This window comes from Dictyobacter kobayashii (genome assembly GCF_003967555.1).
Taxonomy (GTDB): domain Bacteria; phylum Chloroflexota; class Ktedonobacteria; order Ktedonobacterales; family Ktedonobacteraceae; genus Dictyobacter; species Dictyobacter kobayashii.
Map to the genome: position 1 here is coordinate 118,939 of NZ_BIFS01000002.1, position 26,581 is coordinate 145,519.

At 53.0% G+C, this 26,581-nt stretch carries 16 protein-coding genes and 3 pseudogenes; 2 read left to right on the forward strand and 17 right to left on the reverse strand.

The genetic code is table 11. The features are described from left to right. Positions 1–3: 3 nt before the first annotated feature. Both EL645_RS27445 and EL645_RS45845 read right to left on the reverse strand, forming a co-directional pair. Positions 4–681, reverse strand: coding sequence for a G1 family glutamic endopeptidase (locus EL645_RS27445; protein ID WP_126554579.1), 678 nt, complete (start codon positions 679–681; stop codon positions 4–6). Next, positions 615–935 (reverse strand): annotated as a pseudogene (locus EL645_RS45845) (G1 family glutamic endopeptidase); the annotation flags it as partial. The pseudogene EL645_RS45845 and the gene EL645_RS27445, both read right to left, overlap by 67 nt. Before the next feature lie 228 nt (positions 936–1,163). On the opposite strand from EL645_RS45845, the gene EL645_RS27450 reads away from it, so the two are divergent. Both EL645_RS27450 and EL645_RS27455 read left to right on the forward strand, forming a co-directional pair. Then, positions 1,164–3,050: a DUF7779 domain-containing protein gene (locus EL645_RS27450; RefSeq protein WP_126554583.1), complete on the forward strand. Its 1,887-nt coding sequence runs from the start codon at positions 1,164–1,166 to the stop codon at positions 3,048–3,050. Next, positions 2,990–3,781 (forward strand): annotated as a pseudogene (locus EL645_RS27455) (tetratricopeptide repeat protein); the annotation flags it as partial. The gene EL645_RS27450 and the pseudogene EL645_RS27455, both read left to right, overlap by 61 nt. A 205-nt stretch (positions 3,782–3,986) precedes the next feature. Here EL645_RS27455 and EL645_RS27460 read toward each other — a convergent pair. From EL645_RS27460 to EL645_RS27530, 15 genes and pseudogenes are all read right to left on the reverse strand, one after another. Beyond that, entirely contained in the window at positions 3,987–4,826 is an 840-nt protein-coding gene (locus EL645_RS27460) for an LLM class flavin-dependent oxidoreductase (protein WP_126554587.1), read from the reverse strand. Positions 4,827–4,979: 153 nt separating this feature from the next. Beyond that, positions 4,980–5,575, reverse strand: a pseudogene (locus tag EL645_RS44590) (DegT/DnrJ/EryC1/StrS family aminotransferase). Further along, a complete protein-coding gene (locus tag EL645_RS44595) occupies positions 5,572–6,129 on the reverse strand; it encodes a DegT/DnrJ/EryC1/StrS family aminotransferase (RefSeq protein WP_126554590.1) in 558 nt (185 codons plus the stop codon). The pseudogene EL645_RS44590 and the gene EL645_RS44595 overlap by 4 nt, the downstream one beginning before the upstream one ends. A 95-nt stretch (positions 6,130–6,224) precedes the next feature. Next, positions 6,225–7,013 (reverse strand): nucleotidyltransferase family protein, encoded by a 789-nt coding sequence (locus tag EL645_RS27480; protein WP_126554592.1) that lies wholly within the window; start codon positions 7,011–7,013, stop codon positions 6,225–6,227. Between the two features lie 100 nt (positions 7,014–7,113). After that, positions 7,114–8,187 (reverse strand): glycosyltransferase family 4 protein, encoded by a 1,074-nt coding sequence (locus tag EL645_RS27485; protein WP_161977749.1) that lies wholly within the window; start codon positions 8,185–8,187, stop codon positions 7,114–7,116. A gap of 2 nt (positions 8,188–8,189) precedes the next feature. Continuing rightward, a complete protein-coding gene (locus EL645_RS44600) occupies positions 8,190–8,789 on the reverse strand; it encodes an NAD-dependent epimerase/dehydratase family protein (RefSeq protein ID WP_161977750.1) in 600 nt (199 codons plus the stop codon). After that, positions 8,690–9,193, reverse strand: coding sequence for an NAD-dependent epimerase/dehydratase family protein (locus EL645_RS44605; protein ID WP_126554598.1), 504 nt, complete (start codon positions 9,191–9,193; stop codon positions 8,690–8,692). Before EL645_RS44605 ends, EL645_RS44600 begins: the two co-directional genes overlap by 100 nt. Then, the gene (locus EL645_RS41470; protein WP_218032091.1) at positions 9,175–9,501 is read right to left on the reverse strand and encodes a UDP binding domain-containing protein; all 327 of its coding nucleotides are present in this window, start codon (positions 9,499–9,501) and stop codon (positions 9,175–9,177) included. The genes EL645_RS44605 and EL645_RS41470 overlap by 19 nt, the downstream gene beginning before the upstream one ends. A 145-nt stretch (positions 9,502–9,646) precedes the next feature. After that, a complete protein-coding gene (locus EL645_RS41475; protein ID WP_218032092.1) occupies positions 9,647–10,510 on the reverse strand; it encodes a nucleotide sugar dehydrogenase in 864 nt (287 codons plus the stop codon). A 79-nt stretch (positions 10,511–10,589) separates the two neighbouring features. Beyond that, positions 10,590–12,407 carry an ABC transporter ATP-binding protein gene (locus EL645_RS27505; RefSeq protein ID WP_126554600.1) on the reverse strand — a complete coding sequence of 606 codons (1,818 nt, stop codon included), beginning with the start codon at positions 12,405–12,407 and terminating at the stop codon, positions 10,590–10,592. 39 nt (positions 12,408–12,446) lie between these two features. Beyond that, a complete protein-coding gene (locus tag EL645_RS41480; protein ID WP_218032093.1) occupies positions 12,447–13,349 on the reverse strand; it encodes an ABC transporter ATP-binding protein in 903 nt (300 codons plus the stop codon). A 26-nt stretch (positions 13,350–13,375) separates the two neighbouring features. Then, on the reverse strand, positions 13,376–14,245 hold the full coding sequence (locus EL645_RS41485) for an ABC transporter transmembrane domain-containing protein (RefSeq protein ID WP_218032094.1): 870 nt from the start codon (positions 14,243–14,245) through the stop codon (positions 13,376–13,378). Between the two features lie 49 nt (positions 14,246–14,294). Next, positions 14,295–16,112 carry a thioester reductase domain-containing protein gene (locus EL645_RS27515; protein WP_136625305.1) on the reverse strand — a complete coding sequence of 606 codons (1,818 nt, stop codon included), beginning with the start codon at positions 16,110–16,112 and terminating at the stop codon, positions 14,295–14,297. Positions 16,113–16,156: 44 nt separating this feature from the next. Further along, positions 16,157–21,202 carry a non-ribosomal peptide synthetase gene (locus tag EL645_RS27520; protein ID WP_126554604.1) on the reverse strand — a complete coding sequence of 1,682 codons (5,046 nt, stop codon included), beginning with the start codon at positions 21,200–21,202 and terminating at the stop codon, positions 16,157–16,159. Positions 21,203–21,227: 25 nt separating this feature from the next. Further along, entirely contained in the window at positions 21,228–26,573 is a 5,346-nt protein-coding gene (locus EL645_RS27530; protein ID WP_126554608.1) for a condensation domain-containing protein, read from the reverse strand. Positions 26,574–26,581 lie beyond the last annotated feature (8 nt).

Below are 26,581 nucleotides of genomic sequence, written 5' to 3' on the forward strand. Positions count from 1 at the left end.
GGCTCAGAACCAAAATCCACACCAGGTGGCATTGCCATCAACATCCGGGTGGAGGAAGCGATCAGTAAAGGTGGTTGCCGAAGACGGATCGTCGGGAGCTGCAATCGCCCCGTCGGTGATCTGGTAAGTCGTCGAGCCCATTGGGGCATAGTACCATGGAATGACGGTAATATACTGCCCAACCATAATCGCCTTCGTATAATTGAAACCAAGCAGTGTGTGGCGACCGGTATCGGCGGATTCGGCATAGACACCGCTCCAATCGACCTGGTCAAAGTTCGCCAGATTCGTCAACTTGTCTCCACACGTTGGACGCTCATCGATCCATTCTGCATATCGTTGATCGGGCTTCCAGGAATCACTGCTCCCCCAGCACTTATCATCCCGGTAGACGGTAGGATCCTTTTTGCGTGTCCCTGTAATATCTGCCCGGTAAGAGGATTGGGCCTGTACCGAGGTACACCACCCTTGCGCCGAATCAAGCCAGACCTTGGCAAAGATCTGCGAACCACACACAATAGATTGCGACTGCGCAATCGAGTGATTCTGAGTAGGATCTGGATCTGGAACGCGTTCATACCAGAGGTGATATTGTCCATCAGCCCAAGCCCAACGCCGGTCTGCAGCAGATTCCCGGCACTTGTTGCATCGCCTGTCTTCACACCACCCAATCCAATCCAGCTTGAAAAGAGGACCATAGGCTTTTGCTTAGAGACATCAAGACAAGGCACCGTCCAGGTGCCTTCGACCTCCGTAAACGCGCGTTGCTGGGCAATATACCCCGACCAATTCGCGCCTGTTTTCTCTAGGAGCGTAGAATGGATGAGATCCACAGGAGCAGCGTGAGCCGTGCCAATAAACAGAGAACATGCGATACATGTGCTGAAAAACGAGAAGAAAGCAGTCAACACAAACTGGCGGCCATATCTTTTCATGCAATAAGTATCTCCTTACATCCTAACCAGTATTCATAAGTGCGTTTTTTTTTGCACCCCTTCTCCATGCTTCAATACTATCCGGATTCCCTCCTCGTGTGGGAGGTCGTTTGGGGTCGGCCAGGTAGCGTCTACGTATCAGGTAGGGCGATTCGTATCTTTTCTGTTGTATAATGATGAAAAGTCGGTTTTACTTCGAAATCATTCGATAAATCTGGGAGTAGAGACATGGACGTATCTCCTTCTGTGTATCCTGCGAATCGGATACGGCAGGAACGGGTTCGTAACAACTGGCGCCAACAAGATCTCGCTGAGGCATTGGGAACCACGGTTGGCACCGTGAAACGATGGGAGCGGGGAAGCCAGCAGCCGAGCGCATATTTTCGCGTCAAACTGTGTGCCCTCTTCGGCAAAAGCGCCGAGGAATTAGGATTGATCACCGTGGACACCACGTCGCCACCGCCAGATGAGCAAGACGCATCAGACATAGACCAGGCGCATGCGTCACCCGCCGAGGCTCCCACAATATGGCACGTGCCCTATCCACGCAATCCGCATTTTACCGGGCGCGAGGATCTCCTGGACCAGTTGGATCAACGCCTTTTAGCAGAAAGGACAGGCGGTGTGATGCGTCAGGTCGCCTTGACCCAGCCACAGGCCATTAAGGGCCTCGGTGGCATCGGGAAAACCCAGATCGCGGTGGAATATACCTACCGCGCTCGCGAACAAAATCGCTACTCCCATATCCTCTGGATCAACGCGGCGAGCGAAGAGGCCATGATGACTGGTTTCGCAGGACTGGCGCGACTGCTCCCAGCCTTTCCCGCGCAAGAGGAGACCAATCAACGCAAACTCGCTGTCGCGATCAAACGCTGGCTGGAGGACTGCCAAGCGCGCTGGTTGCTGGTCTTTGATAACGCAGATAACCTATCCCTGATCCAGCCCTATCTCCCCCAACAGGGATACGGGAGCGTGCTCCTCACCACCCGCGCAAATGCCGTCGGTTCGTTTGCTGTGCCGCTCGAAGTGGACACAATGGGCTTGATAGAGGGGACGCGCTTTCTGCTGCACCGCGCGCAGCGGCTGCGTGCCACCGACGAAGAGATCAATGAAGCCACCAATGTGGTGATCGCCCTCGATGGGTTTCCGCTGGCGCTGGACCAGGCGGGCGCGTTTATCGAGGAAACCAAATGCAGCTTTGGCGACTACCTTGGTCTCTATCAGAAGTATCGCCAGAGGCTGCTTGCTCGTCGTGGAATGCAAGCCACCGGGTACCCCGATTCGGTGGCGACGACCTGGTCGCTCTCGTTTCAGACCATCGAACACGCCAATCCCGCCGCCGCCGAACTCTTGCGGCTGTGTGCATTCCTGGCGCCCGATCACATCCCGGAAGATCTCCTCAAGGACGGCGCCCCGTATTGGCCGCCACTGCTGCAAGCGGCGGCAGCTGACCTTCTTGCCTTTAATCTCATGATTGAGGATCTCCTCGCGTTTTCGCTGGTGAAACGGTTGACGGAAGATCACCTGCTGAGTCTGCACCGTCTCGTGCAGGCGGTGCAGCTGGATCGGATGGAGGTCGAGGAACAACATCAGTGGGCGGAGCGGATGGTCCGTGCGGTCAATACGGCGTTCCCTCGCAATCCGAAAGAAGATGCCTCCTGGCCACGCTGCCTTCGCTATCTTGAGCAGGTGCAAGCCTGTGAGCCGCTAATTCAGAAGTATGGATTGGTTTTTCCGGAAGCTGCGGATGTGCTTGAGCGGGCAGGGGTCTACCTCTATGAACATGCTTCGTATGCGCTCGCCGAATCGCTCTACCAGCAGGCACTCGCCATTCGTGAACACCATCCCGGATCGCACCATCTTGAAACAGCAACCGTCTTGCACCATCTCGGCCTGCTCTACCGGCGTCAAGGAAAGTATGAGCAGGCCGAACCTCTTTTCCAACGGGCGCTCGCCATTCGCGAACACCACCTGGGGCTACAACACTCTGAAACAGGAGGCATCCTGAGCGATTTTGCCACGCTCTACGCGGAACAGGGAAGTACGAGCAGGCCGAACCCCTTTTCCAACGGGCGCTCGCCATTCGCGAACAACATCTGGGCCCACAGCATGTAGGGACGGCGAGGATGTTGAATAATCTGGCAGGGTTGTATTTACAACAGAGGAAGTATGAGCAGGCCGAGCCCCTTTTCCAACAAACTCTTGCCATTTATGAGCAACAGTTGGAACCATACCATACGCATCTGGCTGATTGTTTGAGCAATCTGGGTGTGCTCTATTTCTACCAGGAAAGGTATGAGCAGGCCGAGCCGCTCTACCAACGAACCCTTGCCATCCGCGAGCAACAATTGGGACCCGAACACCCGGCGACAGCTATCAGCCTCCTCAATCTGGGAGAGCTTTATCTCCAACAGAAGAAATACGAACAGGCCGAACCATGCCTTCAGCGGGCGCTCGCGATCTGTGAGCAGCAGTTAGCGCCGCACCACCCGTTAGTGGCCGAAAGCCTGAGAAATCTGGGTACACTCTTCCATGAGCAAGGGAAAAGCGACCAGGCCGAGGCGGCATTTACGCGAGCTCTGGCCATCGAGGAACAGGCATTGACCGCGTACCACCCGGATCTTGCCAATACGGCACACGCATTCGCCCGTTTCTACGAGGTAGAGGGCGACAATCAAAAAGCAGCCGCCCTCTACCAACGGGCACTGGCCATCCGTGAACAGGTATATGGTCCAGATCACCCTCAAACCCTGGAAACCCACAAGCGCCTGTCCGCAGTGCTGCATGCCATGAACAGAACAGAAAACGACGCGCCAGAGAGCGCAACATCATGGGGCGCCAACTAAAAAGAACGGGAAGGAGCAAGATGAAGAGAGAGAAGAAAAAACGCTGGGCGGCGAAACCACTTTCCTGGCTTCTTCGCTGGTAACACGCCGTAGTCGTTTGCGCATAGAGAAATGCCCGCGCCACCATAAAAGTGGTACGCAAGCATTTTTCTCTATGCGCAAAATATATCAACCATTCCTCAGGCCAACCGGGACATCGCTAGGCTTAGCGCTGTGGCGGCCCCTGGCGGATGTGATCGCGCATATCTTCAAAGGAGTCGCGTGGCCCAAATAAGCTTTCAAGCCACCAGGTAACGCCTGAGGCGGCAAAGGCTTCGGCGCTTTTCGCAGTACGTTTGCGATCTTTGAGGCCCGTTGAATGAATTTTGACGATGTCGAATGATTCAGAGGTCTGTCCATGTGATTGAATTGTTGTACGAATATCCAGGATATCTTCGGGCGTAAGTGGGCCTCCACTTTTCAAAGGCACAACTCCATCCCACCTGGCCGCGCGACGAAAAGGTTTAACACGCGGCCAAAATCCGGCAACCCATACTGGTATGCGCGGTGACTGTAAGGTAGAGGGCAAAAAGGTTGTGCGTTGTAGTTGATAGTGCTCTCCCTTGTATGAAAAGGGCTTGCCACTCCACAGACCCGTTAGCACATCTAATCCTTCATCCAATTTGGCGGCCCGGATACTATCTTCCTCAGGCTCCCCAAACTGGGCAAATTCTGTGCTGCCGGGGTGACCCAACCCCACACCTAATGTCAGACGTCCTTCTGATAGATGATCAAGCGTCACCGTTTCACGCGCGAGCTTCCAGGGCCTGCGGCGTGGCAAGGGTGTCACAGTCGTCCCCAGGCGAATACGTTTGGTCACCATAGCCATAGCGGTCAATGCAACCCAGGGATCGACCATGGGAGGCGATTGAGGGGTCTTATAAAGAATATGGTCCCATAGAAAAATGCCATCCCATCCGGATTCTTCAGCTTCCTGAGCCAGCGTTGCTAGCGAACGGGCAGAGGTCTGCGCACCAAAATTCGGGATATAGAGTCCGTAACGCATACAATTATCTCCTACACATTCCCAAACCAGAAAGGTCGTTCTGGCTTTCTTATCTTCTTTGATTCATTCACACAATAGAGATCCGACTTATCCATCCTACACGAACATCGTTCACATATGTTGGTAGTGCATCAAAGTTACTCCCTACGCTATCTAAAACGCATATGCTGTTTGACTGCTCATAAACGTACGAATAGAGGCGACAACCAGTCTTATCTGCTCATCTGTCAGGTTGGGATGAATGGGCAATGAGAGCTCTCGACTAGCTACATCTTCTGTTATGGGCAAGCTACATGTACCGAAACGTTCTCGATAAAAAGAAAAGAGATGAGTTGGCGGATAGTGTACACTACTTTGAATGCCATCTTGCTTTAAGGCAACCTGTAATTCATCTCGCAGAGTAGTCGTTGGCAGCAAGATCGGTACCAGGTGATAGGCACTATCATCCAATCTATGTAAGAAGGGCAATTCAATATGCTCTATATTTTGCAGCAAGGATGCATAAAGCTGTACAATCTGGCGCCTGCGTTGCCGGTCTTGCGCTAACCGTTGGAGTTGTAACCTGCCCATTGTAGAACCGATGTCGGTAATGCGATAATTCAGTCCCAAACCTTGTACGTCATAACTGGAAACGCGCCCATTCTGTTTATCCCAGGAACTGGTAGTCATACAATGAGATCTCAGAGAGCGTACACGTGTTAACAACTCCTTGTCACGGCAACAACCATCCCCCCTTCACCGGTGGTCATGTTTTTGGTAGCAAAGAAGCTGAAACAACCAATATCCCCCAGGGTGCCCAGTTGCCCGCGTCAGTCCTCACCAGTGGAGCATGAGCAGCGTCCTCAATAACAATCAAATTATATTTATGGGCCAACGCCAGAATTGATTTCATATCACAGGCATACCCGCCATAGTGCATAACAACGATAGCTTTGGTGCGACTGGTAATACGCATCTCGAGATCTTCAGGATCCATTGTCAGATCTTCAGGGCCTTTAATATCCGCAAAAATCGGTTGCGCTCCACTCATAGTCACGACTGCGGCTGAGGCTACAAAGCTGAGCGAAGGAATGATCACCTCATCGCCCGGGCCCAGGCCCAGGGCCAGGACAGCTACATGTAATGCAGCTGTCCCACTACTTACGGCCACCGCCTCTGGTACATTCAAACTCTGCGCAAATTCCTGTTCAAAAGCGGCTGTGATAGAGCCCATTGAAAGCCAACGCGATGCGAGCACCTTCGCCACAGCCTCTATTTCAGCTTCTCCAACGGTTGTATCGAATAGCATTACCTGCCACTGCATATTCGTTTCTCCTTACTTTTCAGGCGAGAGCTGCATTCTACTATGTAGATATTCTTGCAGTATCACTGCGCTCCACCCTGGACATGACATGATTATTAAAAATTGGCTGAAACCAGGTTCGCCAGTGGCGACATCTTTTTGCTGGCCCTGTCTAATTCGCTCTGCTGCGCATATTCACTGCGCAAGAAATGATCTCGATAGCGCTGGAAAGCCTCTTCAGCTTTCATATACTGTTCAATGGTGCCGATGTCAAACCATTCTCCATGGAACTGATAACTATGAATATGCTTATTATCAGCCAATAAGCGCTGGAAAAGCGTCGGCATTCCAATAAACTCACCCTGGGGAATATAGTCAATCACGCCAGGATTCAATACATAAATGCCGCTGCTCACCAGATAGCTAAATGTGGGCTTCTCTGTATAACCAGTGACGCTATCATCTTTTTCATTAATTTCTACCAACCCCAGGCCAATAGATACTTCATGAGGGCAGAGCACCACGGAGGCCATGGCTCCGCTATCGAGATGGCTGGCATAGACATCGGCAAAATCAAGCGAGGTCAGTACATCTGAGTTCATCACCAGGCAAGGCTCATCAGATACATCGATCATCCGCAATGGACCAGCGGTCCCCAGGGGTATGGAAGAATAAGAATACTCAATCTCGATGCCTAACCAGCTCCCATCGCCAAAGTAGCGCTCAATCTGATTGGCTTTATGCGACACGGCCAACACACAGGAAGTAAAACCAGCATCACGCAACTGCTGTAAGATAATTTGCAAAATGGGCAAATCATCCAGCGGAATTAATGATTTCGGGAATACTTTTGTGTACGGCTGCAAACGCATCCCCTTACCCCCGGCTAATAAAATTGCTCTCATGAACAGGTCTTCCTTTCTTTATCTTGATGAAACCAATATGCTTAACACTACCGTTTGTGACAATCTCAGAAGTGGTACATGTTCTTCTGCTCGCGGCCAATCAGGCAAAAGGCGAGACCAGTACTTCGTTATAACCTTGTTCAACATGATCCGTAACACGTCGCCAGTTAAATTCGTTCTGCACCCGCAACCAGCCAGATTTCCCCATTGCCATCCGCAATTCAGGATGCTGCAGTAGGAAGACAATGGCCCTGGCCAGCACGGGTGGATCTGGCTCAACAATGAGTCCATCCCGCCTATGTTGAATGATCTCCTCTACCCCGGCAAAAGGTGAGGTGATGATCGGTCGGGAACAAAACCAGGCTTCAACAAATACGAGCGGAAAAACATCGGCCGTTGTAGGAAGGCAGAGTATGTCGCTCGCCTCCAGTGCGCTATATTTTTGGGCTTCATCTATCGCGCTGATCTCGATCATTCTTGGGTCAGCATACATATGAAACAGTTCCTGACAATCCGGATCAACATGCGGGCCAATAAACACAAAATGCGTATCGGCCAGATTTTGCCAGACAAACTTCATCGCATCCAGGAGTTGACGATAACCTTTGAAGGCGACCTTTCTCCCCAGGAAAAGCACCAGTGGTCCGGCAATGTTATATTGCTGGCGAAAAGTATGGGCATCGGGCTTGCCATTGAGTGCGGGACCTTGACCAATAATCACCATGCGTTCAGATGAGATGCCATAAGATTCGAAGAGCTTGCGCTCACTCTCGGTGAGAACATAGACGACATCTGCCTGACGACATATTTCCAGCGTGACAGCGACATCTTGCCAGGTGCTAATAGTGGAGGCCGGAGTGACAGCCAGGGGCACATCTAATGCATGAGCCAGGTCATAGGCCAGTTGGAGGTACTCGGGCCAGACAGCATCGACAACATGGACGATATCGGGCTGCCAGGGTAAATGTGCCTCAGTAGAGGCACATTCCACAACTGGCAGACCAATTACCTGTATTCCTTCAATTTCTCTGTACTCAATGCCATCTCCCCAACTTCTGCAGACGACGCAGACCTGATGCCCACGTTGTTGCATTTCACCGGCCACACGGTATGTCATTATTTCAGCGCCAGCTAAAATTGGGAAATAGCCACGATGCAGGTACACAATACGCATATCTATACCCTGGCCTCCTCGCGCTCCTGCTGCACCTGTCGCTCCCACGCATTGCGATACCATGCATAAGTACGCTGTAATCCTTGCTCAAGTGAAACCTGCGCTTGATACGAGGTTAATTTTTGCAGTTGAGAAATGTCAGGACACCTACGCTCAGGTGAACCAGGAGGAGGTGCATAAATCGCCAGTTCGGGTGAAACGCCTGCTACCCGAAAAAGCTTATGGGCCAGGTCGATGATTTGTAGCTCTTCCTGATCATTTCCAATGTTCACAGTCACCGACTCCATTGTCGATACACGCATGACCTGGATAGTGGCGTTAACCGCGTCATCGACATAGCAAAAAGCCCGTGTCTGGTAGGCACCATAGATTGAGAAAGGATCATGACCCTCGAGAACACGCTGGATAAACTGGGGGATCACGTGATCATAGCCCATGCGCGGCCCATAGACATTATGATAGCGCACAATGCGTACGGGAAAGTCATGCGCCTTCCCATAACTCAGACAGAGTTGCTCCCCCACGATCTTGCTGGATAGATACGAGTAGCGTGGAAGACCAGTATCGGTGATGGCCAGTGGAACGCTCTCGGGAGTTGGCAAAGGGCCAATCCCAATTGCACACTACCAGCATAGACTTCACTGGTAGAGGCAAAGCAGAGCGGTACCGGATTTCGACGGCTGCACCAATCCAGGACGTTTATGGTGGCCAGAACATTCGTGCGCAAGACAAATTCAGGCCTCTGGTTACTGACATGTACTCCTACCACTGCTGCCATATGATAGATATGGGTATAGTCATTGCGCAAAGCGTTCTCGGGAATGGGCTGTGTCAGATCCAATTCAACTAGCGTGACCTTATGCAGAATTTCCTGCAGATCCTGGTCGTTGCGACCACGCGAAAAGTTATCCACCAGCGTTACCTGCGCGCCCTGTGCTACTAACGCTTTCGCTAACTGTAAACCGATAAAGCCGGCCCCACCTGTGATTAGTACGCGTTCGTCCATGATAACCTCATATACTTCACTTCATCTTGACAATTATTTAATTTTCCAGCGAACATGCCCCAGGCATCGAAAAGAATCGCAGGTGACTGCATGCGTGCCACAAGGGCTTCGATATTTGCAGAGCGATAGTTGCGATGATCATTGAGAATGAATACCACATCGGCGTCCTGGAAACCCTCTTCCAGACTGACTGGCTTGACTCCCAGAGCGGAAATCTGTTCGGACGACACAATGTAGTCATGTCCTACAACATTCTGAAGGTAATCTGCTAACAGCTCTAAAATCGCGGTAACCGGGGAACCACGCATATCACTGGTCTCGGATGGCCTTTATAGGCAAACCCTGAGATGAATATTTTAGCGGTCGAGGGATCTTTACCGCGTTCTCGTAGCGCTGCCAGCACCTGCTGACCCATCTGCCCTGGCACCTGTTCATTTAATTTACGCGCTGCTGCTACCATCGGTGGGTATAGTTGTGTTGCTGTGTAGAATAGATCAGCAGATATGGATCTTTCGACAGGCAGCTTCCACCGACAAAGCCAGGCTTAGAAAGATCTGGGCGTGGATAATTCAAGTTGGCGGTTGTAATCACCTCCTGTGCGTCCACCCCGAGGGCATTCGCCATTAAAGCAACCTGATTACCGAAGCCATAAATCAGGTCTGTATGGCAGTTACAGATGAGTTTGATCATTTCGGCTGTTTCTAGCGAAGTTACAGTCAGAGTCTGGCGCACGATTTTATCAAACAATTGCCGGGCCCGAGCCACAGATGCTTCGTTTACACCACTGATAACCTGGGGCAAGGTACGCAGTTCCTCCAATGCTTTACCCTGGATGGTACGTTCAGGACAGAAAGCAAGCAATGGCTCGGCGATCCGTTCACGTAATCTGGGCAAAATCAGATTGCGGCTCGTTCCGACGGCCAGCGTGCTTCTTACAACTACCAGCGTCTCTGCGGTGATACGTGTGGCAATAGCATTGACCGCACTCTCCAGCTGGCGCAAATCGGGTTTTTCTGTGCGCTCGTCGATAGGTGTACCAACACAGATAATCACTACGGCAGGCAGTGTATCCGGTAGTTCATCAGTAATTGTCAAACCATTGTTTAAACGTTGATTGAGAATCTCTGGCAATCCTTTTTCGTAAAAGTGGACCTGCCCCTGATTGAGTAATTGACAGGCATTGCGGTTCTGCTCGTATCCAAGCACACGCACGCCTGCGTCAGCAAAAGTCGCGGCTAGCGTCAGTCCAACAAACCCCAGGCCAACAACGCAGATTTCGTGCTGGTCATTTCTACCCTGTACTACTGTGCGTTCCATCGCATGTTCCCTTTCATAAGTACTGCTTCAGACGACCTGTTAAACGTTTCAGGCATATTTGTATGAACAATAAGCTGGTTTATAACCTGACAACCAGATTCTTTTCTGGCTCATAGCTGGGAGATTGATGCCGGAAGTAGCGTTGATAAATGTCTTGATAATAGCCCTCACTCTGCAGTAGATCTTTATGGGTACCTTCCTGTACGATCTGACCGTGAGAAAGAACAAGAATACGATCTGCATGTCGAATAGTTGAAAGTCGGTGGGCAATGATGATCGCGGTACGATCAGCCAGGATGAGATCCAATCCCTCTTGAATCTGCGCTTCAGTTAATGGATCAACACTTGCGGTTGCTTCATCTAAAAGAATGATGGTTGGATTCTGTAGCAGTACCCGGCTCAAAGCAACCAGTTGCCGTTGACCCAAAGACAGGTTTTTTCCTCCCTCTTCAACCAGAGTATTCAATCCATCGGGTAGCGCCTCTAACCAGGTTCCCTGCCCAATTTGACTGGCCGCCACCGCTACCTGGTCATCACTTGCACTCGGCCTGATATAGCGGATATTATCAGCAATGCTGCCAGTAAATAAGAATGGCACCTGAGGCACAATTCCAAGCTGGCTGCGATACTGCTGTAGATTAAATGAGCGGATATCCTGTCCGTCGATCTGCAGTTGGCCCGCTTGAAAATCGTAGAAGCGCGCGATCAACTTACATAATGTAGACTTGCCTGCACCGGTATGGCCTACGAGCGCTACAGTTTCGCCGGCTCGGATGGTGGTGGAAAAGTGTGAGAGCACCTCCTTTTGATCGCTATAACCGAATGTTACATCCTTAAAATCAATAGCACCGCGTAGTCCATCACTGGACGCGCAACCGCTCTGTTTCAGATTCGACTCAGCATCGATCAAGCCAAAAACGCGCTCACTTGCAGCCAGTCCCTGTTGAAATTGGCTCCAGAATGAAGCTACGCTGGTAAGAGGCATCCAGAAAAGATTGACGCTTTGTACAAACAGGAGCCAGCTACCAATAGTGAGGGCACGAGCGAATACATCCTGGCCGCCAACATAGACCAGCACAGCCATCCCAATGCCGGCGACCGTCAACAATAAGGGAAAGATGCAGCTGAATAGAAGACCTTGCTGGATACCGACACGAAAAGCTTGCGCGTTGATGGGCTGAAATTCAGCATAGATGGCTTGCTCCTGGCGGAAGTTCTTCGCAATCGCGATACCGCTAATTGATTCCTGTATATTCGCGTTGAGTCGCGCCTGCATCCGCTGCATACGCTGAGAAGTGTTCCGCGCGGCACGCCGAAAACTGAGCGCGATCAGGATAATCAGCGGCACCATCGCCAGTACAATAAGGGCCAGATGCACGTTGATGACCATCAGAATCGCAGCAAGGATCAAGATAAAAAGGAGCTGGCTGATCAAATTGATGGTTAATGTGACAACCGTTGAGAAATCCTCTGTATCTGACGTGACACGGCTCACGATACGGCCGGAGGCGTGGTCAGTAAAAAATGACAGATCGTGTTTTAAGATCGCTTGAAACACGTCCAGGCGGACCTTTAAGACAATATCCCCGATCACGCGCGCCGTAAACCATTGTCGTACGAACATACACAACCAGGAAATGCATCCTGTCGCCAGTATGGTTCCTCCTACCAGCATGATTACGTCCCACTCGGTTGCACTGGACCTGACATCAAGGCCGCGCGCGATCAGAAAGGGAAGGGCAGCATCCATGCCAGCACCAATAACCAACAATCCACATATTGCTAGCATCAATAGCAGGCTGGAACGAAAATATCGTGCGATGCGCGCAATTAACGAACGTGCAGTGTATTTCCGATCATAGGCCTCCGCTTCCAGGCCATCCATAATAAATCCCATGAAATTTCCTCTCTTTCGTACCGTAGGAAGGCGCCCTGTTTATGATAGGTGCGCTGCTGGCGCTAACGCTGCGGGCTCGTCTTCAAGGTAGTGGGCAAATATACGTTGGTATAATGGACAGCGCTGTAAGAGTTCCCGGTGAGAGCCTTGATCAATCAACTGGCCGTGTTGTAACAGCAGTACTTTGTCGGCACGCTGGATCTGTGCCAGCCGATTGGTGATCAATAAGGTAGTACGTCCTTGCTGAATACGACTGATAGCTCTCTGAATAGCGCTCTCTGTCTCGCTATCTACCGCGCTGGTAGCATCATCCAGGATAAGAATACGTGGATCGATCAGCAGAGCCCGAGCAATAGCTAAGCGTTGACGCTGACCGCCAGAGAGAGTCACTCCACGCTCCCCCAATATTGTTTGATAGCCCTCGTGGAAGGCCTGGATGAATTCGTGTGCCTGGGCATCCCGAGCAACACTCTCCACTTGCTCAGAGCTGACCCGGAGTTCCAGGCCGAAGGTGATATTTTGAGCAATTGACCTGGAGAAGAGAAATACATCCTGCTCGATAGTGGCAATCTGCTTACGCAGCATTGAGAGGTTCCAGGAGCGTACATCCACTCCATCGATCAGGATCTGGCCCGCGCTGACATCATAGGTGCGATTCACAAGTTTGGTTAAAGTGGTCTTTCCTTCTCCAGTTTGTCCGACGATCGCGATTGTCTGGCCAGGCTCGGCCCGAAACGAGACATCTTTTAATATGTTTTCCTTACCATACCCAAAGCTGACATGATCAAATATAATCTCACCCCGCACTGGAGCAGCGTATCCATGGGTCATCTCGTCAATCTCTGTGTCTTCGTTAAGGATCTTTAGGAGCCGGGCCGCACTGGCCAGCCCCAATGACAGCTGTGCAAAAGAAGGAAGTGAGACCGACGTGGTATATCGCAATAAGAGCACCAGGCTCAGGAAGGCGATTAGCCCCCTAGAGAGATGCCTCCGTGGACGTACAACCATACACCGTGTATAAAAGAACCGACTACCGCCAACGAGAGCAATAACGGCGGCAGATATAATCCCTGAATCTTTCCATTACGAATGAATAGGGCACGATAGTGCTGCGCTTGCTGCTCGAATTTGTCAAATTCTTGTCCTTCTTGCGCCGCTGCTTGGACGATCTCAATGCCGTTGATGGTCTCCGTCAGGATCGCATTCATCTGCCCAAATTGTTTGCGCAGTTGCATGTAAACAGGTCCAATCCTCCTTGAGAAATCCAGAAGAGATAACACGAACACGATCACAAAAAGTAACGGTACCAGCAAAAGATCGAGACGAATAATGCCGATGAAGATCAGCGGGATAATCAGGTTGGCCAGGGCATCAAAGATGAGATCGACGCCAGGGTTGATCATGAGATTGAGCTGTCGGATATCATTGGTCGCCAGGGCCATGATGTCACCAATCCGCTGGCGATTGTGAAAGGACTGGCTTTTATTTAATAATCCTCGATAGAGCTCATCGCGGGCATCACGCTCAAAGTATTCAGCCAGCAACTCGATAGTGAAGGTCGCCAGGAGGCCAATCAAACCACGAGCAAGGACAATACCCAGGATCACCAGGGTAGAGGTTAGCAATGCTGCTAACCTCTGCTGCACTGATACAATCTGATTAAAGGCATTCCCTACCACCAGTGAAATGGCAGATGTTAACACGTTGTACATGATCGTGCCAATTACAAAGCTTATGATGTAGATTTTGTAGCGCCTAAGATGCGACACGATCCACTGTAGTGGTGATGCTTGATTGTAGCTGTACGCACCAACAACCGTAAATTCGCCCAGTTCCATTGATATGTTCCTCTTTCTTCTCAGCATGCAATCTGCAATAAATGTCTATTTAGCGTCCAGACCTCTTGCCTAATGCCTGCCAGATACGCTGTAAATGGTTAGAAGTGTGTATACGATCAGCCTGGGGCAGAACTACTGGCTCAGGTAAGAAACCGCTGTCCCTGAAGGCCTTTATATACACATTCATCACCTTCTCGTCGATCGGGGGACAGATGATAGGGCTATGGCGTAAACCGGCACTGGTTCGGCTAAAATCAAAGGATCTCTCTCCAATCAAGCTCGCTGCTTGCCTGGGCGAAAGCTTCTTCGTGAATAGAGGCAAGAATGGGTTAAGAGCCTGATCGGTCCGCCGCTCCATCTGCTCAAGCACTAAAGATCGCCATTGCTCATATGGAATGCTCTTGAGCTCATAGCCAGCGGTTCGTAGCCACTTTAACAAAGATTTCCAGCTAAAAGTATGGGGATTCTGCATATGGAAAGCGCTACCCGCATCCTGTTGCTGCCGGGCCAGTGCAACAATAGCCGCACTGACATAATCGATCGGAGCTAGATTGATGCGGGCAGGCAGCTCTGGCGCATAACCTAGTTGAATGCACCCTTTGATAAAAGCCCAGATAAGCTGGGAAGTGGCATTCAATCCTGCTTGACTATCCCCACTGATCAAGCCAGCGCGATAGACACTTACGGGTATGCCACGACCTTGAGCCAGACGGATGATCTGTTCCGCTACCCACTTGCTCTCAGCATATCCATTCGATAGGCCCTCGCAATGTTGCAATGGATCGTCTTCGCGTATTCTTTGGGTAAATGAATATGCGGGCGAGGATAAAACACCCAGGGTTGAGATAAAGTGCACCCGTTTGAGCCGTGACAAACAGGCAAAGCGTAGAATTTCCTGTGTTCCCCCAACATTCGTAGCCCGTAACATGTGATAAGGGTATGTGAAATTAACCCAGGCGCCACAATGATAGATGGTATCGATGTGCATGGATAGTTCTTTAAACTGCACCTGCGCAAGGCCCAGTAGAGGTTGGGCTAAATCGCCGGTTACTATCACCACACGCTTGTCCAGATAGCAATCTTGTAATTGATACGTATCGATTGCCTGCTGTAATTTCTGACGCCCCGCATCCTGTGAAGAGGCGCGTATCAGACAGTAGATGGTTGCGCTGGTCTGCCGTAATAATTCTCGCAAGAGATAAATGCCCACAAAGCCATTAGCTCCTGTCAGCAAAATTGACTGAGGTTCAGCTGTCGGCAACTGCACTGGATACTCAGGAGAGATGGACTCGTCGAGGAATACTTCATTCCACAAGGTGGTTTGCTGCTCGCTCGCGGGTAGGCCTGAGACCTGCTGCTGGTCATTTGCGATCGCCTGCGCCAGTTGCGCAATGGTTGGCGCTTCAAACAGTATACGCAGCGCCAGGGGCCGTTGCAGGATTGTGCGCAACTTCAGCATCACCTGCGGTGCCAGCAGGGAATGGCCTCCTAACTCAAAAAAGTTGTCGTGGATACCTATCTGCCTGGTTCCCAATACCTGTTGCCAGATGGTAAGCAGGGTCGCTTCCAGCTCGTTACGCGGCTGCTCCTCAGCCGGGTCTGTAGTACTCTTCTGCGGCAGCAGACCAGGTTCGGGTAGAGCTCGACGATCAATTTTGCCACTGGGCGTTAATGGCAACGCGTCCAGTTGGACAATCCGATTGGGAAGCATATAAGCAGGTAACTGCTCTTTCAGAGCCAGGCGTATCTGCTCACTGGTCAGACTATGTTCGGACTGCAAGACAATATAGGCCACCAACTGCTGGTCATTCTGCTGTCGTTGCTGCAAAGTAACGACAGCCTGCTGTACTCCTGCGAGCTGGCTCAAAACTGCCTCTATCTCAGACAACTCGATACGGTAGCCTCGTACCTTTACCTGGTAATCCCCCTGCCAATAAACTCCAGGGTGCCATCCTCACGATAACGGGCCAGGTCGCCAGTACGATATAAACGTGCTCCGGACCGACCGCTCCAGGCATCAGGTATAAAACGCGCTGCCGTCAAATCTGGCTGACCATTGTAGCCTCGTGAGACTCCCAGACCCCCGATATACATTTCTCCAGTCGCTCCAATTGGTACGGGTTGACCATATTGGTCGAGCAAATAGACACACATGTTGCCCATTGGATGTCCAATTGGTACGGCCGGTATATTCAGTGCGTGAGGGTGAGAACACTCAAAGTAGGTGCTATCGATCGTCGCTTCACTAACTCCATAAGAATTGATAATTCGTGTCTGCTGTCCACAAACCTCTTGCAAGCGGCTATATTCCTGCATGGACCAACCTTCAGAGCCAACCACGAGCAGGCGCATGCTTGAAAGGTGTTGGGCTGTACGTTCCAGATAATCAAGTAATCCACGCATCACGGCTGGCACAAACTCAGCGCAATGAATTTGCTGCTCACCCATGTGCGCATAAAGCTGCTCTGGTTCTAACAGCAGTTCGCGTGGACAAAGTACCAGGGTACCTCCCGATCCGAGCGCTCGAACCAGATCTCCAGAAAAAACATCAAAGCTAACATTGGCCATCTGTAGGTGATTCATATGAGAGGCATTCAACTTATAAGCTGACTCCCAGGCATAATACGCATTCAGCAGATTACGCTGCTCAACGACGACGCCTTTGGGTTGTCCCGTTGAACCAGATGTATACAGTACATAGGCAGCCTGCGCTGGATGAATATTCACGGAGAGGTTACCAACTGCTTCCTGTTCAAGCATTGCCTCTGCTTGATCCAGGTAAAAAAACGGTACAGTAGCACTGGAAAACAAAGGGGCGTAAGTACTATGCGTAAGCAATAAATCAGCGTGCGCGTTGGTCAGCATAAATGCCAGGCGCTCCGCTGGCAATGCAGGGTCCAATGGCACATAAGCGCCGCCAGCCTTTAATACTGCCAGTATAGCGACAATCAGATCACATGAACGTGTAAGGCAGATACCCACGCGCATCTCACTGGCAAGACCTTTCCGCCGCAATACACGCGCCAGGCGATTTGCACGCCTATTCAGTTCTTGATAGCTAAGTTGTTCAGGGCCCGCGACAATGGCTGTCCTATCAGCCATCACTGCAACACGGGATTCAATCAGTTCCACAATATGCCGCCATGCAAAAGCTGGTAATGCTGTGGCGTTCCATGTATAAACCGATTGTGACAATTCGTCTAGATCTAGCAGGGGCATTGACATCAGTGCTCGCGTCGGAGCATTCAGGACGTCGGTCAGTAGCTGCAGAAATTGTTTGATCCAACGCTGAATCGTTTCTGGTTCAAACAGATCAGCGTTATAATCTACAGAACCGATGAAACCTTGCTCGCTATCTACCAGGTCCAGTACAAGATCATATTGGGTGAAGCCACCGTCAACCATGAGAGGCTGAAGATTGAGATCCGGCAGAGAAATCGATGACACAGGCATGCTCTGTAGAATAAACATGGTCTGGAAGATCGGCGGGATATTCAAGTTACGCTCAGGAGCTAGCTCTTCCACTAACTTTTCAAAGGGAAACTCCTGGTGCTCATAGGCACCAAGGGCTACGCGGCGCACACGTTCAACCAGCTCAGCGAAAGAAGGCATACCAGATAGATCAATCCGCAAAGCCAGTGTGTTGATAAAGAGGCCAATGATAGCTTCTAGATCTTTGTGCTGCCGATTAGCGATTGGTGACCCTACTACCAATTCCTGCTGACCACTTAAGCGTCCCAACAATATTGACCAGGCCGCCAGCAATACCATATAAGGAGTGGCGTTCTGTTCCAAACCCAGTTGCTTGATAGCCCGATTCAGCTCTAACGGTATTTGAATGGTCTCTTTGGCTCCCCGATAACTTTGGACCAACGGGCGAGGGTGATCAGTTGGCAACTCAAGCAACGCAGGAGCATTATCCAGCATGCTGTGCCAATAGGTAAGCTGCTCTGCCACCAGTTGTTCGTCCAGGAAATGGTGTCGCTGCCAGCTTGCATAATCGGCATATTGAATAGCTAATGGAGGTAAAGGAGTGGTTTGCTGCTGACCAGCACGATACAAAACAGCCAGTTCGCGCATCAAAATTTGCATCGACCAGCCATCCGCAATAATATGATGAATGGTCAAAACTAACACATGTTCCTGCTCACCAATACGGTAGAGTTGGGCCCTCAACAACGGTCCGCTGGCCAGATCAAAAACCTGCCGTACCTGTTGCTTGATGGTAATCTCGCGCTGTGCGGCCGTTTCATGGCTGATATCCACTACAGATAATGTTATAACCAGGTGCTCTAAGATCTTTTGTTGTGGCTTACCATCAATGCTGACAAAAGTTGTGCGCAGGCTTTCATGCCTCTCCAGCAAAGCATTCAAGCTCTGTTGGAGGATGTCGACCCGCAATAAACCCTGAAGGAGAAATGCACTGGATATATTGTAGGAAAGGTTGCCAGGCTCCAATTGATCCAGGAACCACATGCGCTCTTGAGATAGGGAGAGAGGTAGCGGCAAATCGCGATCTGCATGTGGTATTACGCTTTGAGCATGCGTGTCAGTATTATGCCGTTCTTGCTCTAATTGAATAGTCGCTGCCAGATTTTGTAAAATTGGAGCTTCAAAGAGGCGCTGCAGCGGCAAGGCGACCTGGAAGCGATCGCGGATGCGCGCCGCTACCTGCGTTGCCAGCAAGGAGTGTCCCCCGCGCTCAAAGAAATTGTCGTAGCGACCCACTCGCTGCGTCTGTAGCACCTCTTCCCAGATCCTGGCCACCTCCTGCTCTACCGGCGTCTCCGGTTCTCTATAGCGCTCCTGCTCCTGCGCTCCCTGCTCCTGCTCCACTTGCCTCCGCAACCGCTGCCGATCCACCTTCCCACTGCTCGTCAGCGGGATCTGCTCCACCTTCACATACCGCTGCGGCACCATGTACCCCGGCACCCGCTGCTTGAGCGTGTGACGCACCTGCTCCACATCCACGTCCTGCCCTGTCCGCGCCTGCACACAGCCCACCAGCCAGGCCTCGCCCGAAGCCTGCTCCAGCACGACCACGACCGCCCGCTGCACCCCCGGCGCCTGCTGCATCCACCGCTCGATCTCTGCTACCTCGATACGGATCCCGCGCAGCTTGATCTGCTGGTCTACCCGCCCCACGTACTCCAACACGCCATCGGCACGATAGCGCCCCAGGTCCCCTGTGCGATACAGCCGTGCTCCCTCCTGTCCGCTGATCCCATCGGGCACAAAGCGCTCCGCCGTCTGCCCCGCCTGCCCAGCATAGCCACGCGCCAGGCCCGGTCCCCCTACATAGATCTCTCCGCTCACCCCTACCGGCACCGGCTGACCCGCTGGATCAAGCACGTAGACCCGTACACGATCCAGCGGACGTCCGATCGCGGGAGCATGCTCACCCGCCTGCACCGGCCAGGCCGTCGCGTCGGCCGCCACCTCCGAGGAACCATAGATATTGAGCAACACGCGATCCGGCAACTCCGCCTGGAAACGCTCGCACAGCTCGGCCGGCAGGGCTTCTCCGCTGCACATCCACAGTCGCAGGGCCGGCAGCCGCTCCCCCAGCTTCGGCTCCAGGGCCAGCAAGGTGCGCAGCAGACTGGGCACCAGCACCAGCCGGCTCACCCGGTGCTGTGCCAGCAGCCGCAACAGTTCGGCGGCGTCCTGACAGTGCTGCTGGGTCGCCAGCACCGTCGGCACTCCTGCCAGCAGCGGCGTGAACAGCTCGGCCACCGCATCCACAAAGCTCAGCGAGGTCTTCTGACAGCAGACCTCTCCGGCGGCGAAGGGATAGGCGCGCCAGGCCCACGCCAGCCGATTGATGATCCCCTGATGGGTACCCATCACCCCCTTGGGCTCCCCGGTCGATCCAGAGGTATAGAGCAGGTACGCCAGCTGCTGGGGCTCGATCGCACGTGCGGGATCGAGCTCCGGCAGTTCCTCCTCCGCGAGGCGGTCGAGCCACCACCAGGGGACCGTGGGCTCCAGCGGCTGGGAACACAGCGCGCTACTGCTGAGCACGTACTGCACCTGCGCGTCACGCACCATCCAGCGCACACGCTCCTCAGGCAGCCCCGGGTCCAGTGGTACGTAGGCTCCCCCGGCTTTCAGAATGGCCAGGAGCGCCACCACCAGCTGCGGCGTGCGCGGCAGATACACCCCGACCCGCCCTTCCAGCTCCAGTCCCGCCGCCAGCAAGCGGTGCGCCAGCTGATTGGCCTGCGCGTTGAGCTGGCGGTATGTCAGCGTGGCGCCCTCGCTCAGCAGGGCCACCCCCTCGGGCCGCTGACGCACCTGGGCCGTGAACAGCGCCACCAGGTCCTGCGCCTCGGGCAGAGGATGGGCACAGGCGTTCCAGTCGGCCCAGCGCTGTCGTAGCTGCGCCTCCGGTTCCAGGGGTAAGCTGGCGATCGGGTGCTCAGGCGCCTGCAGCGCGGCGGTGAGCAGACACTGCCACTGCGCCAGCCAGCGCTGGATGGTGGCGGGAGCGAACAGGTCGCTCATGTATTCCAGCGAGCCCTCAAAGGTGTGCTCCAGGTCATAGAGCTCCAGGGTCAGATCAAACTTGGCGGTCTGGTTGTCCACCTCCAGCGGCTGCATGCGCAGATCCGAGAAGGTGGTCAGCGCGCGCGGCGTGTTCTGCAGAATGAACATGGTCTGGAAGAGGGGTTGGTAGCTCAAATCGCGGCCAGGCGCCAACTCTTCCACCAGCTTCTCAAAGGGCAGTTCCTGGTGGGCGTAGGCTCCCAGGGCCACCTCGCGCAGCCGTTCGAGCACCTGCCGGAAACAGGGCTCCCCCGAGAGATCGATGCGCAGGGCCAGGGTGTTGACGAAGAAGCCGATCAGCCCCTCCAGCTCGACCCGCTTGCGACCCGCGATCGGCGAGCCAATCACCAGATCTTGCTGCCCACTCAGCCGACCCAGCAGGATCGACCAGCTGGCCAGCAGGACCATGTACGGGTGACCCCTTGCTGCTGGCTCACCCGCTTGATCGCCTGGCTGAGCTGCGGGGAGAGTCGTACTGGCGCTTTGGCCCCACGATGGCTTTGCACCGGCGGTCGTGGCCGATCCGTGGGCAGTTCCAACAATGCTGGAGCACCGCGCAACCGCTCTCGCCAGTACTCAATCTGCTGCTCAAGCACCACCCCCCCCGCGCTGCCAGCCGCGGCATACATCGCAACGCCGGCGCTCCACGGCTGCAGACCGCGTAATCGGCATATGGATCGCAACGCCGGCAGCTCCACCGGCTTCCCTGGGCATAACCGGCGTAGAACGTCGAGAGCTCGCGCACCAGTACCCCCATCGACCAGCCATCCGAGACGATGTGGTGCATCGTCAGAACCAGCACATGCTCTTGCGGCTTCATCCGGATCAGGTACGCGCGCATCAGCGGCCCACGCGCCAGATCAAACGGCTGCATCGCCTCGGCCAGTACGCGCTGGCGCGCTCGCTCTTCTCGCTGCCCTTCCTCCTCCTGGCTGACATCCAACATCGACAACGTCAGCGGCAAGTGCTCCATGATCTGCTGCCACGGTTGCCCCTCCCGCTGCACAAAAATGGTGCGCAGGCTCTCATGCCGCGCCACCAGCGCGTTCAGGCTCTGTTGCAGGGCGGGCACCTGCAGCGGACCCAGCAACCGCACACCAGCGGAGATGTTGTAGAAGGCGCTGTTGGGCTCCAGTTGATCCAGGAACCACATGCGCTCCTGGGTGAAGGAGAGCGGAAGATCTCCCTGGTGGTCCACCACCTGGAGTTCCGGACCCTGATCCTCGGCATCTTGCTGCCCGTTCTGCTCAATGCTGGCCGCCAGGGCCGCAATGGTGGGCTCTTCAAACAGGGCACTGATCAGCACCCCTTCCAGTTCCGCGCTGATCGACCCACCCTGTTCCCCCAACGCCTCACCCAGCCGGGCCACCACCTGCGTCGCCAGCAGCGAGTGCCCTCCCAGCTCGAAGAAGTTGTCATGGATGCCCACCTGTTCAACCTGCAACACCTCTTGCCAGATGCGTACTAACGTCTCTTCCAATGGGGTACGCGGCTCACTGGTGGTAATGATTGAAATTTGTTCCAGCATAGTGAAATCCGGCAACAAAGCGCGATCGATTTTGCCTCTCTCGTTCAGCGGCAATGCCTCAATCCAGACAAAATATGTAGGTATTTTATAACCCGGCAAGCACTTCTTCAGCGTTGCACGCAATTGCTCCTGGGTAAAAACAGTATATTCTCGCCGCTCAATATAAGCCACCAGGCAAATCTTTTCTGACTCTGGCTCTCTGCATGCACAAACCGCGCACGATGCAATCGCTACTTGCTGCTTGAGTATAGCTTCAATCTCATGAAGATTTATCAAGAAGCCCGAGACAGTGACCAGATCGTCTTGATGACCCACGTATTCAAATGAACCATCCTGATGATAGCGCACGTACTCCCGGGTAGGTTGTTCTGTGAGATGAAGTGCGCCTACCACACCTGGTGGGCAGGTATGGCCGTAACCATCTACGACCCGATATGGAAGTATATCTATTACGTCGTCGGCACCTTGATCCCAATCGTTCAACAGATACCGCAAATCGATTGGCCAGGTTGAACGATTGACATAACTGGTTTGGAGTAACTCGTTCTCGTGAAATTCATCAAGCAGTTTGAGCAATGAGAGAGGCTGATCTATGTCATGAACCAGATTCTCTATCAGCCACTCCCACAACACAAGCCATCTTTGAATAGTTGCCTCCTCAAAAAGATCGCTACTATACTCTAAATAGCCTTCGAATCGCTCATTTACCTCTGCTAACGCCAGTTCTAAATCGTACTTGGCAGTCTGATTATCGATATCAAGTGGCTGCATCGTCAAATCGGAAAAAGGCAAGGTGCCGGAAGACGGTGTATTCTGCAGGATAAACATCACTTGAAAGATTTGATGATGGCTAAGATCACGTTGAGGAGCCAGCTCCTCGACAACCTTCTCAAAAGGAAGCTCCTGGTGCGTGTAAGCCCCCAAGGTTACGTCACTAACCATTTTAAGCACTTCACGGAAGGTTTGTAATCCCGTGCAATTGATGCGCAGGGCCAGGGTGTTGACGAAGAAGCCGATCAGCCCCTCCAGCTCGACCCGCTTGCGACCCGCGATCGGCGAGCCAATCACCAGATCTTGCTGCCCACTCAGCCGACCCAGCAGGATCGACCAGCTGGCCAGCAGGACCATGTACGGGGTGACCCCTTGCTGCTGGCTCACCCGCTTGATCGCCTGGCTGAGCTGCGGGGAGAGTCGTACTGGCGCTTTGGCCCCACGATGGCTTTGCACCGGCGGTCGTGGCCGATCCGTGGGCAGTTCCAACAATGCTGGAGCACCGCGCAACCGCTCTCGCCAGTACTCAATCTGCTGCTCAAGCACCATGCCCTGCAGCCACGCGCGCTGCCAGACCGCGTAATCGGCATACTGGATCGGCAACGCCGGCAGCTCCACCGGCTTCCCCTGGGCATAACCGGCGTAGAACGTCGAGAGCTCGCGCACCAGTACCCCCATCGACCAGCCATCCGAGACGATGTGGTGCATCGTCAGGACCAGCACATGCTCTTGCGGCTTCATCCGGATCAGGTACGCGCGCATCAGCGGCCCACGCGCCAGATCAAACGGCTGCATCGCCTCGGCCAGTACGCGCTGGCGCGCTCGCTCTTCTCGCTGCCCTTCCTCCTCCTGGCTGACATCCAACATCGACAACGTCAGCGGCAAGGGCTCCATGATCTGCTGCCACGGTTGCCCCTCCCGCTGCACAAAAATGGTGCGCAGGCTCTCATGCCGCGCCACCAGCGCGTTCAGGCTCTGTTGCAGGGCGGGCACCTGCAGCGGACCCAGCAACCGCACGCCAGCGGAGATGTTGTAGAAGGCGCTGTTGGGCTCCAGTTGATCCAGGAACCACATGCGCTCCTGGGTGAAGGAGAGCGGAAGATCTCCCTGGTGGTCCACCACCTGGAGCTCCGGGACCTGTTCCCCGACGTCCTGCTGCCCGTTCTGCTCAATGCTGGCCGCCAGGGCCGCAATGGTGGGCTCTTCAAACAGGGCACTGATCAGTACCCCTTCCAGTTCCGCGCTGATCGACCCACCCTGTTCCCCCAACGCCTCACCCAGCCGGGCCACCACCTGCGTCGCCAGCAGCGAGTGCCCTCCCAGCTCGAAGAAGTTGTCATGGATGCCCACCTGTTCAACCTGCAACACCTCTTGCCAGATGCGTACTAACGTCTCTTCCAATGGGGTACACGGCTCATTATCAACTATCAGGTTATCCTGTTGTAGCATACTCTCAGGTTCTGGCAATGCCATACGGTCCACACTGCCGTCCTGGCGATAAGGTAGATCTTCTAGGACGATAAAATGCCTGGGCAATTGATAAGAGGGCAGGTATTCTTTCAATGTGGTGCGCAGGTGTTCCAATTGGAACTGGTCAGGCTCTTGAGGCACAAGATAGGCAAGCAAAGTTGAGTCAGCAGCAATTGGACTATAAGTAACCACACATGCCTTGATCGCTGACAGGTTAGTGATGATGCTGGCTATTTCGTGCAGGTTGATCCGGAAACCATTCATGGTGATCAGTTCATCGGATTGCCCTTTGTATTCCAGCGTTCCATCAGCTCTCCATAATGCCAGTAGTCCTGTTGGTATAAAATGCGTATCCAGTGATTGAACGCAGGTCGATACGTCGGCAATCATGAGTTGCCCGGTAATTCCAACGGGAGCCAGATTGCCATATCTATCGAGTACACGAGACACAACTGTCCGTGTTTGTGCATCTGGCAAAAACTTCATGCAGGCACGCTGGATTTCAATTGGCAATGCCTCAATTACTGAATTACATACATCATACAGCTTGTACACGTCACTATCGTCCATCAGCTTAAGCGTAGCCACAGGACGATTGATATCATGTAATACTTCTTCGAGGATATGTTGCCAGTAGCTCAAAAAGCGTTGAATGCTTTCGGCATTGAAAAGGTCTGTACTATACTCCAGATAACCATCAAAACATCCCCCAATCTCACTGAGGGAAAGCTCAATGTCGTATTTGGCGGTCTGGTTATCAATATTGATAGACTCCAGCGTCAGAGCGTCGGAGCTAAGTTTGGCCTTGGGCGTGTTTTGCAAAATAAACATGGTTTGGAAGAGCGACTGATAGCTCAAATCACGCTGGGGAGCTAGCTCCTCCACCAGTTTTTCAAAGGGCAACTCCTGATGCTCATACGCTTTCAAGGTTACCTCACGCACTTTTTCCAGTAGTTGCTTAAACGTTGGTTGACCGGAAAGATCGATGCGCAGGGCCAGGGTGTTGACGAAGAAACCGATCAGCCCTTCCAGCTCTTTATGCTGTCGACCCGCGATGGGAGAACCGACGACGATATCCTCCTGCCCACTCAAACGTCCCAACAAGACGGCCCAGCTGGCCAGTAAAAACATATAAGGGGTGACACTTTCTCGCTGGCACACACGCCGAACCATATCACTTGCATGTTGAGATAGATGAATAAATGCTTTGGCACCGCGATGGCTTTGCACCGGTGGTCGTGGCCGATCAGTCGGCAGAGGTAGTAGCACGGGGGCATGCTCCAATTGCTGCCGCCAGTATGCGAGGTGCCCTTCCAACACCTCGCCCTGGAGTCGCTCGCGTTGCCAGAGTGCATAATCTGCATACTGCACCGGCAAAGGTGAGAGTGGCGACGAGTAACCATCCACATAGGCAGTATAGAGAGTTGCTAGCTCCTGCACGAGGATACCCATCGACCAGCCATCTGAGATAATGTGATGTATGCTAAAAACAAGTACATATTCCTGATCTTGCAAACGATAAAGGTGTCCTCGCAGTAAAGGAGCTTGAGCAAGGTTGAAAGGCTGTCGTACCAGCTCTAATGCCTGTCTCCTGGCGCTCTCCTCGCGCTCCCTTTCTGGTTGCTGGCGCAAATCCTGAATGGGCAATGTAATTCGCAACTCCGGAAGTACTATTTGCTGGCTGCGTCGGTCTTTACTGACAAATATCGTGCGTAAGCTTTCATGCCGCGCAACCACAGTATTAAGACTCTGCTCCAGCAGACCCACATTTAGTGGTCCCAGCAGTCGGACTGCCAGCGCGATATTATAAAAAGCATGCCCCGTTTCCAGCTGATCTAAGAACCAGAGACGTTCTTGCGTGAATGACAATGGCAGTTCTTCAACTATATGAGAGCGCGCCTGTATAGTTGCACTCTGTTCTTTCTTCTGCTGTAATCGCTGCAATTTCAACAAGAAGAGTTTCAATTGTTCTGGCGATAAATCTTCAAGTTTCTTGTCCACATTCTGCATTGGAACTT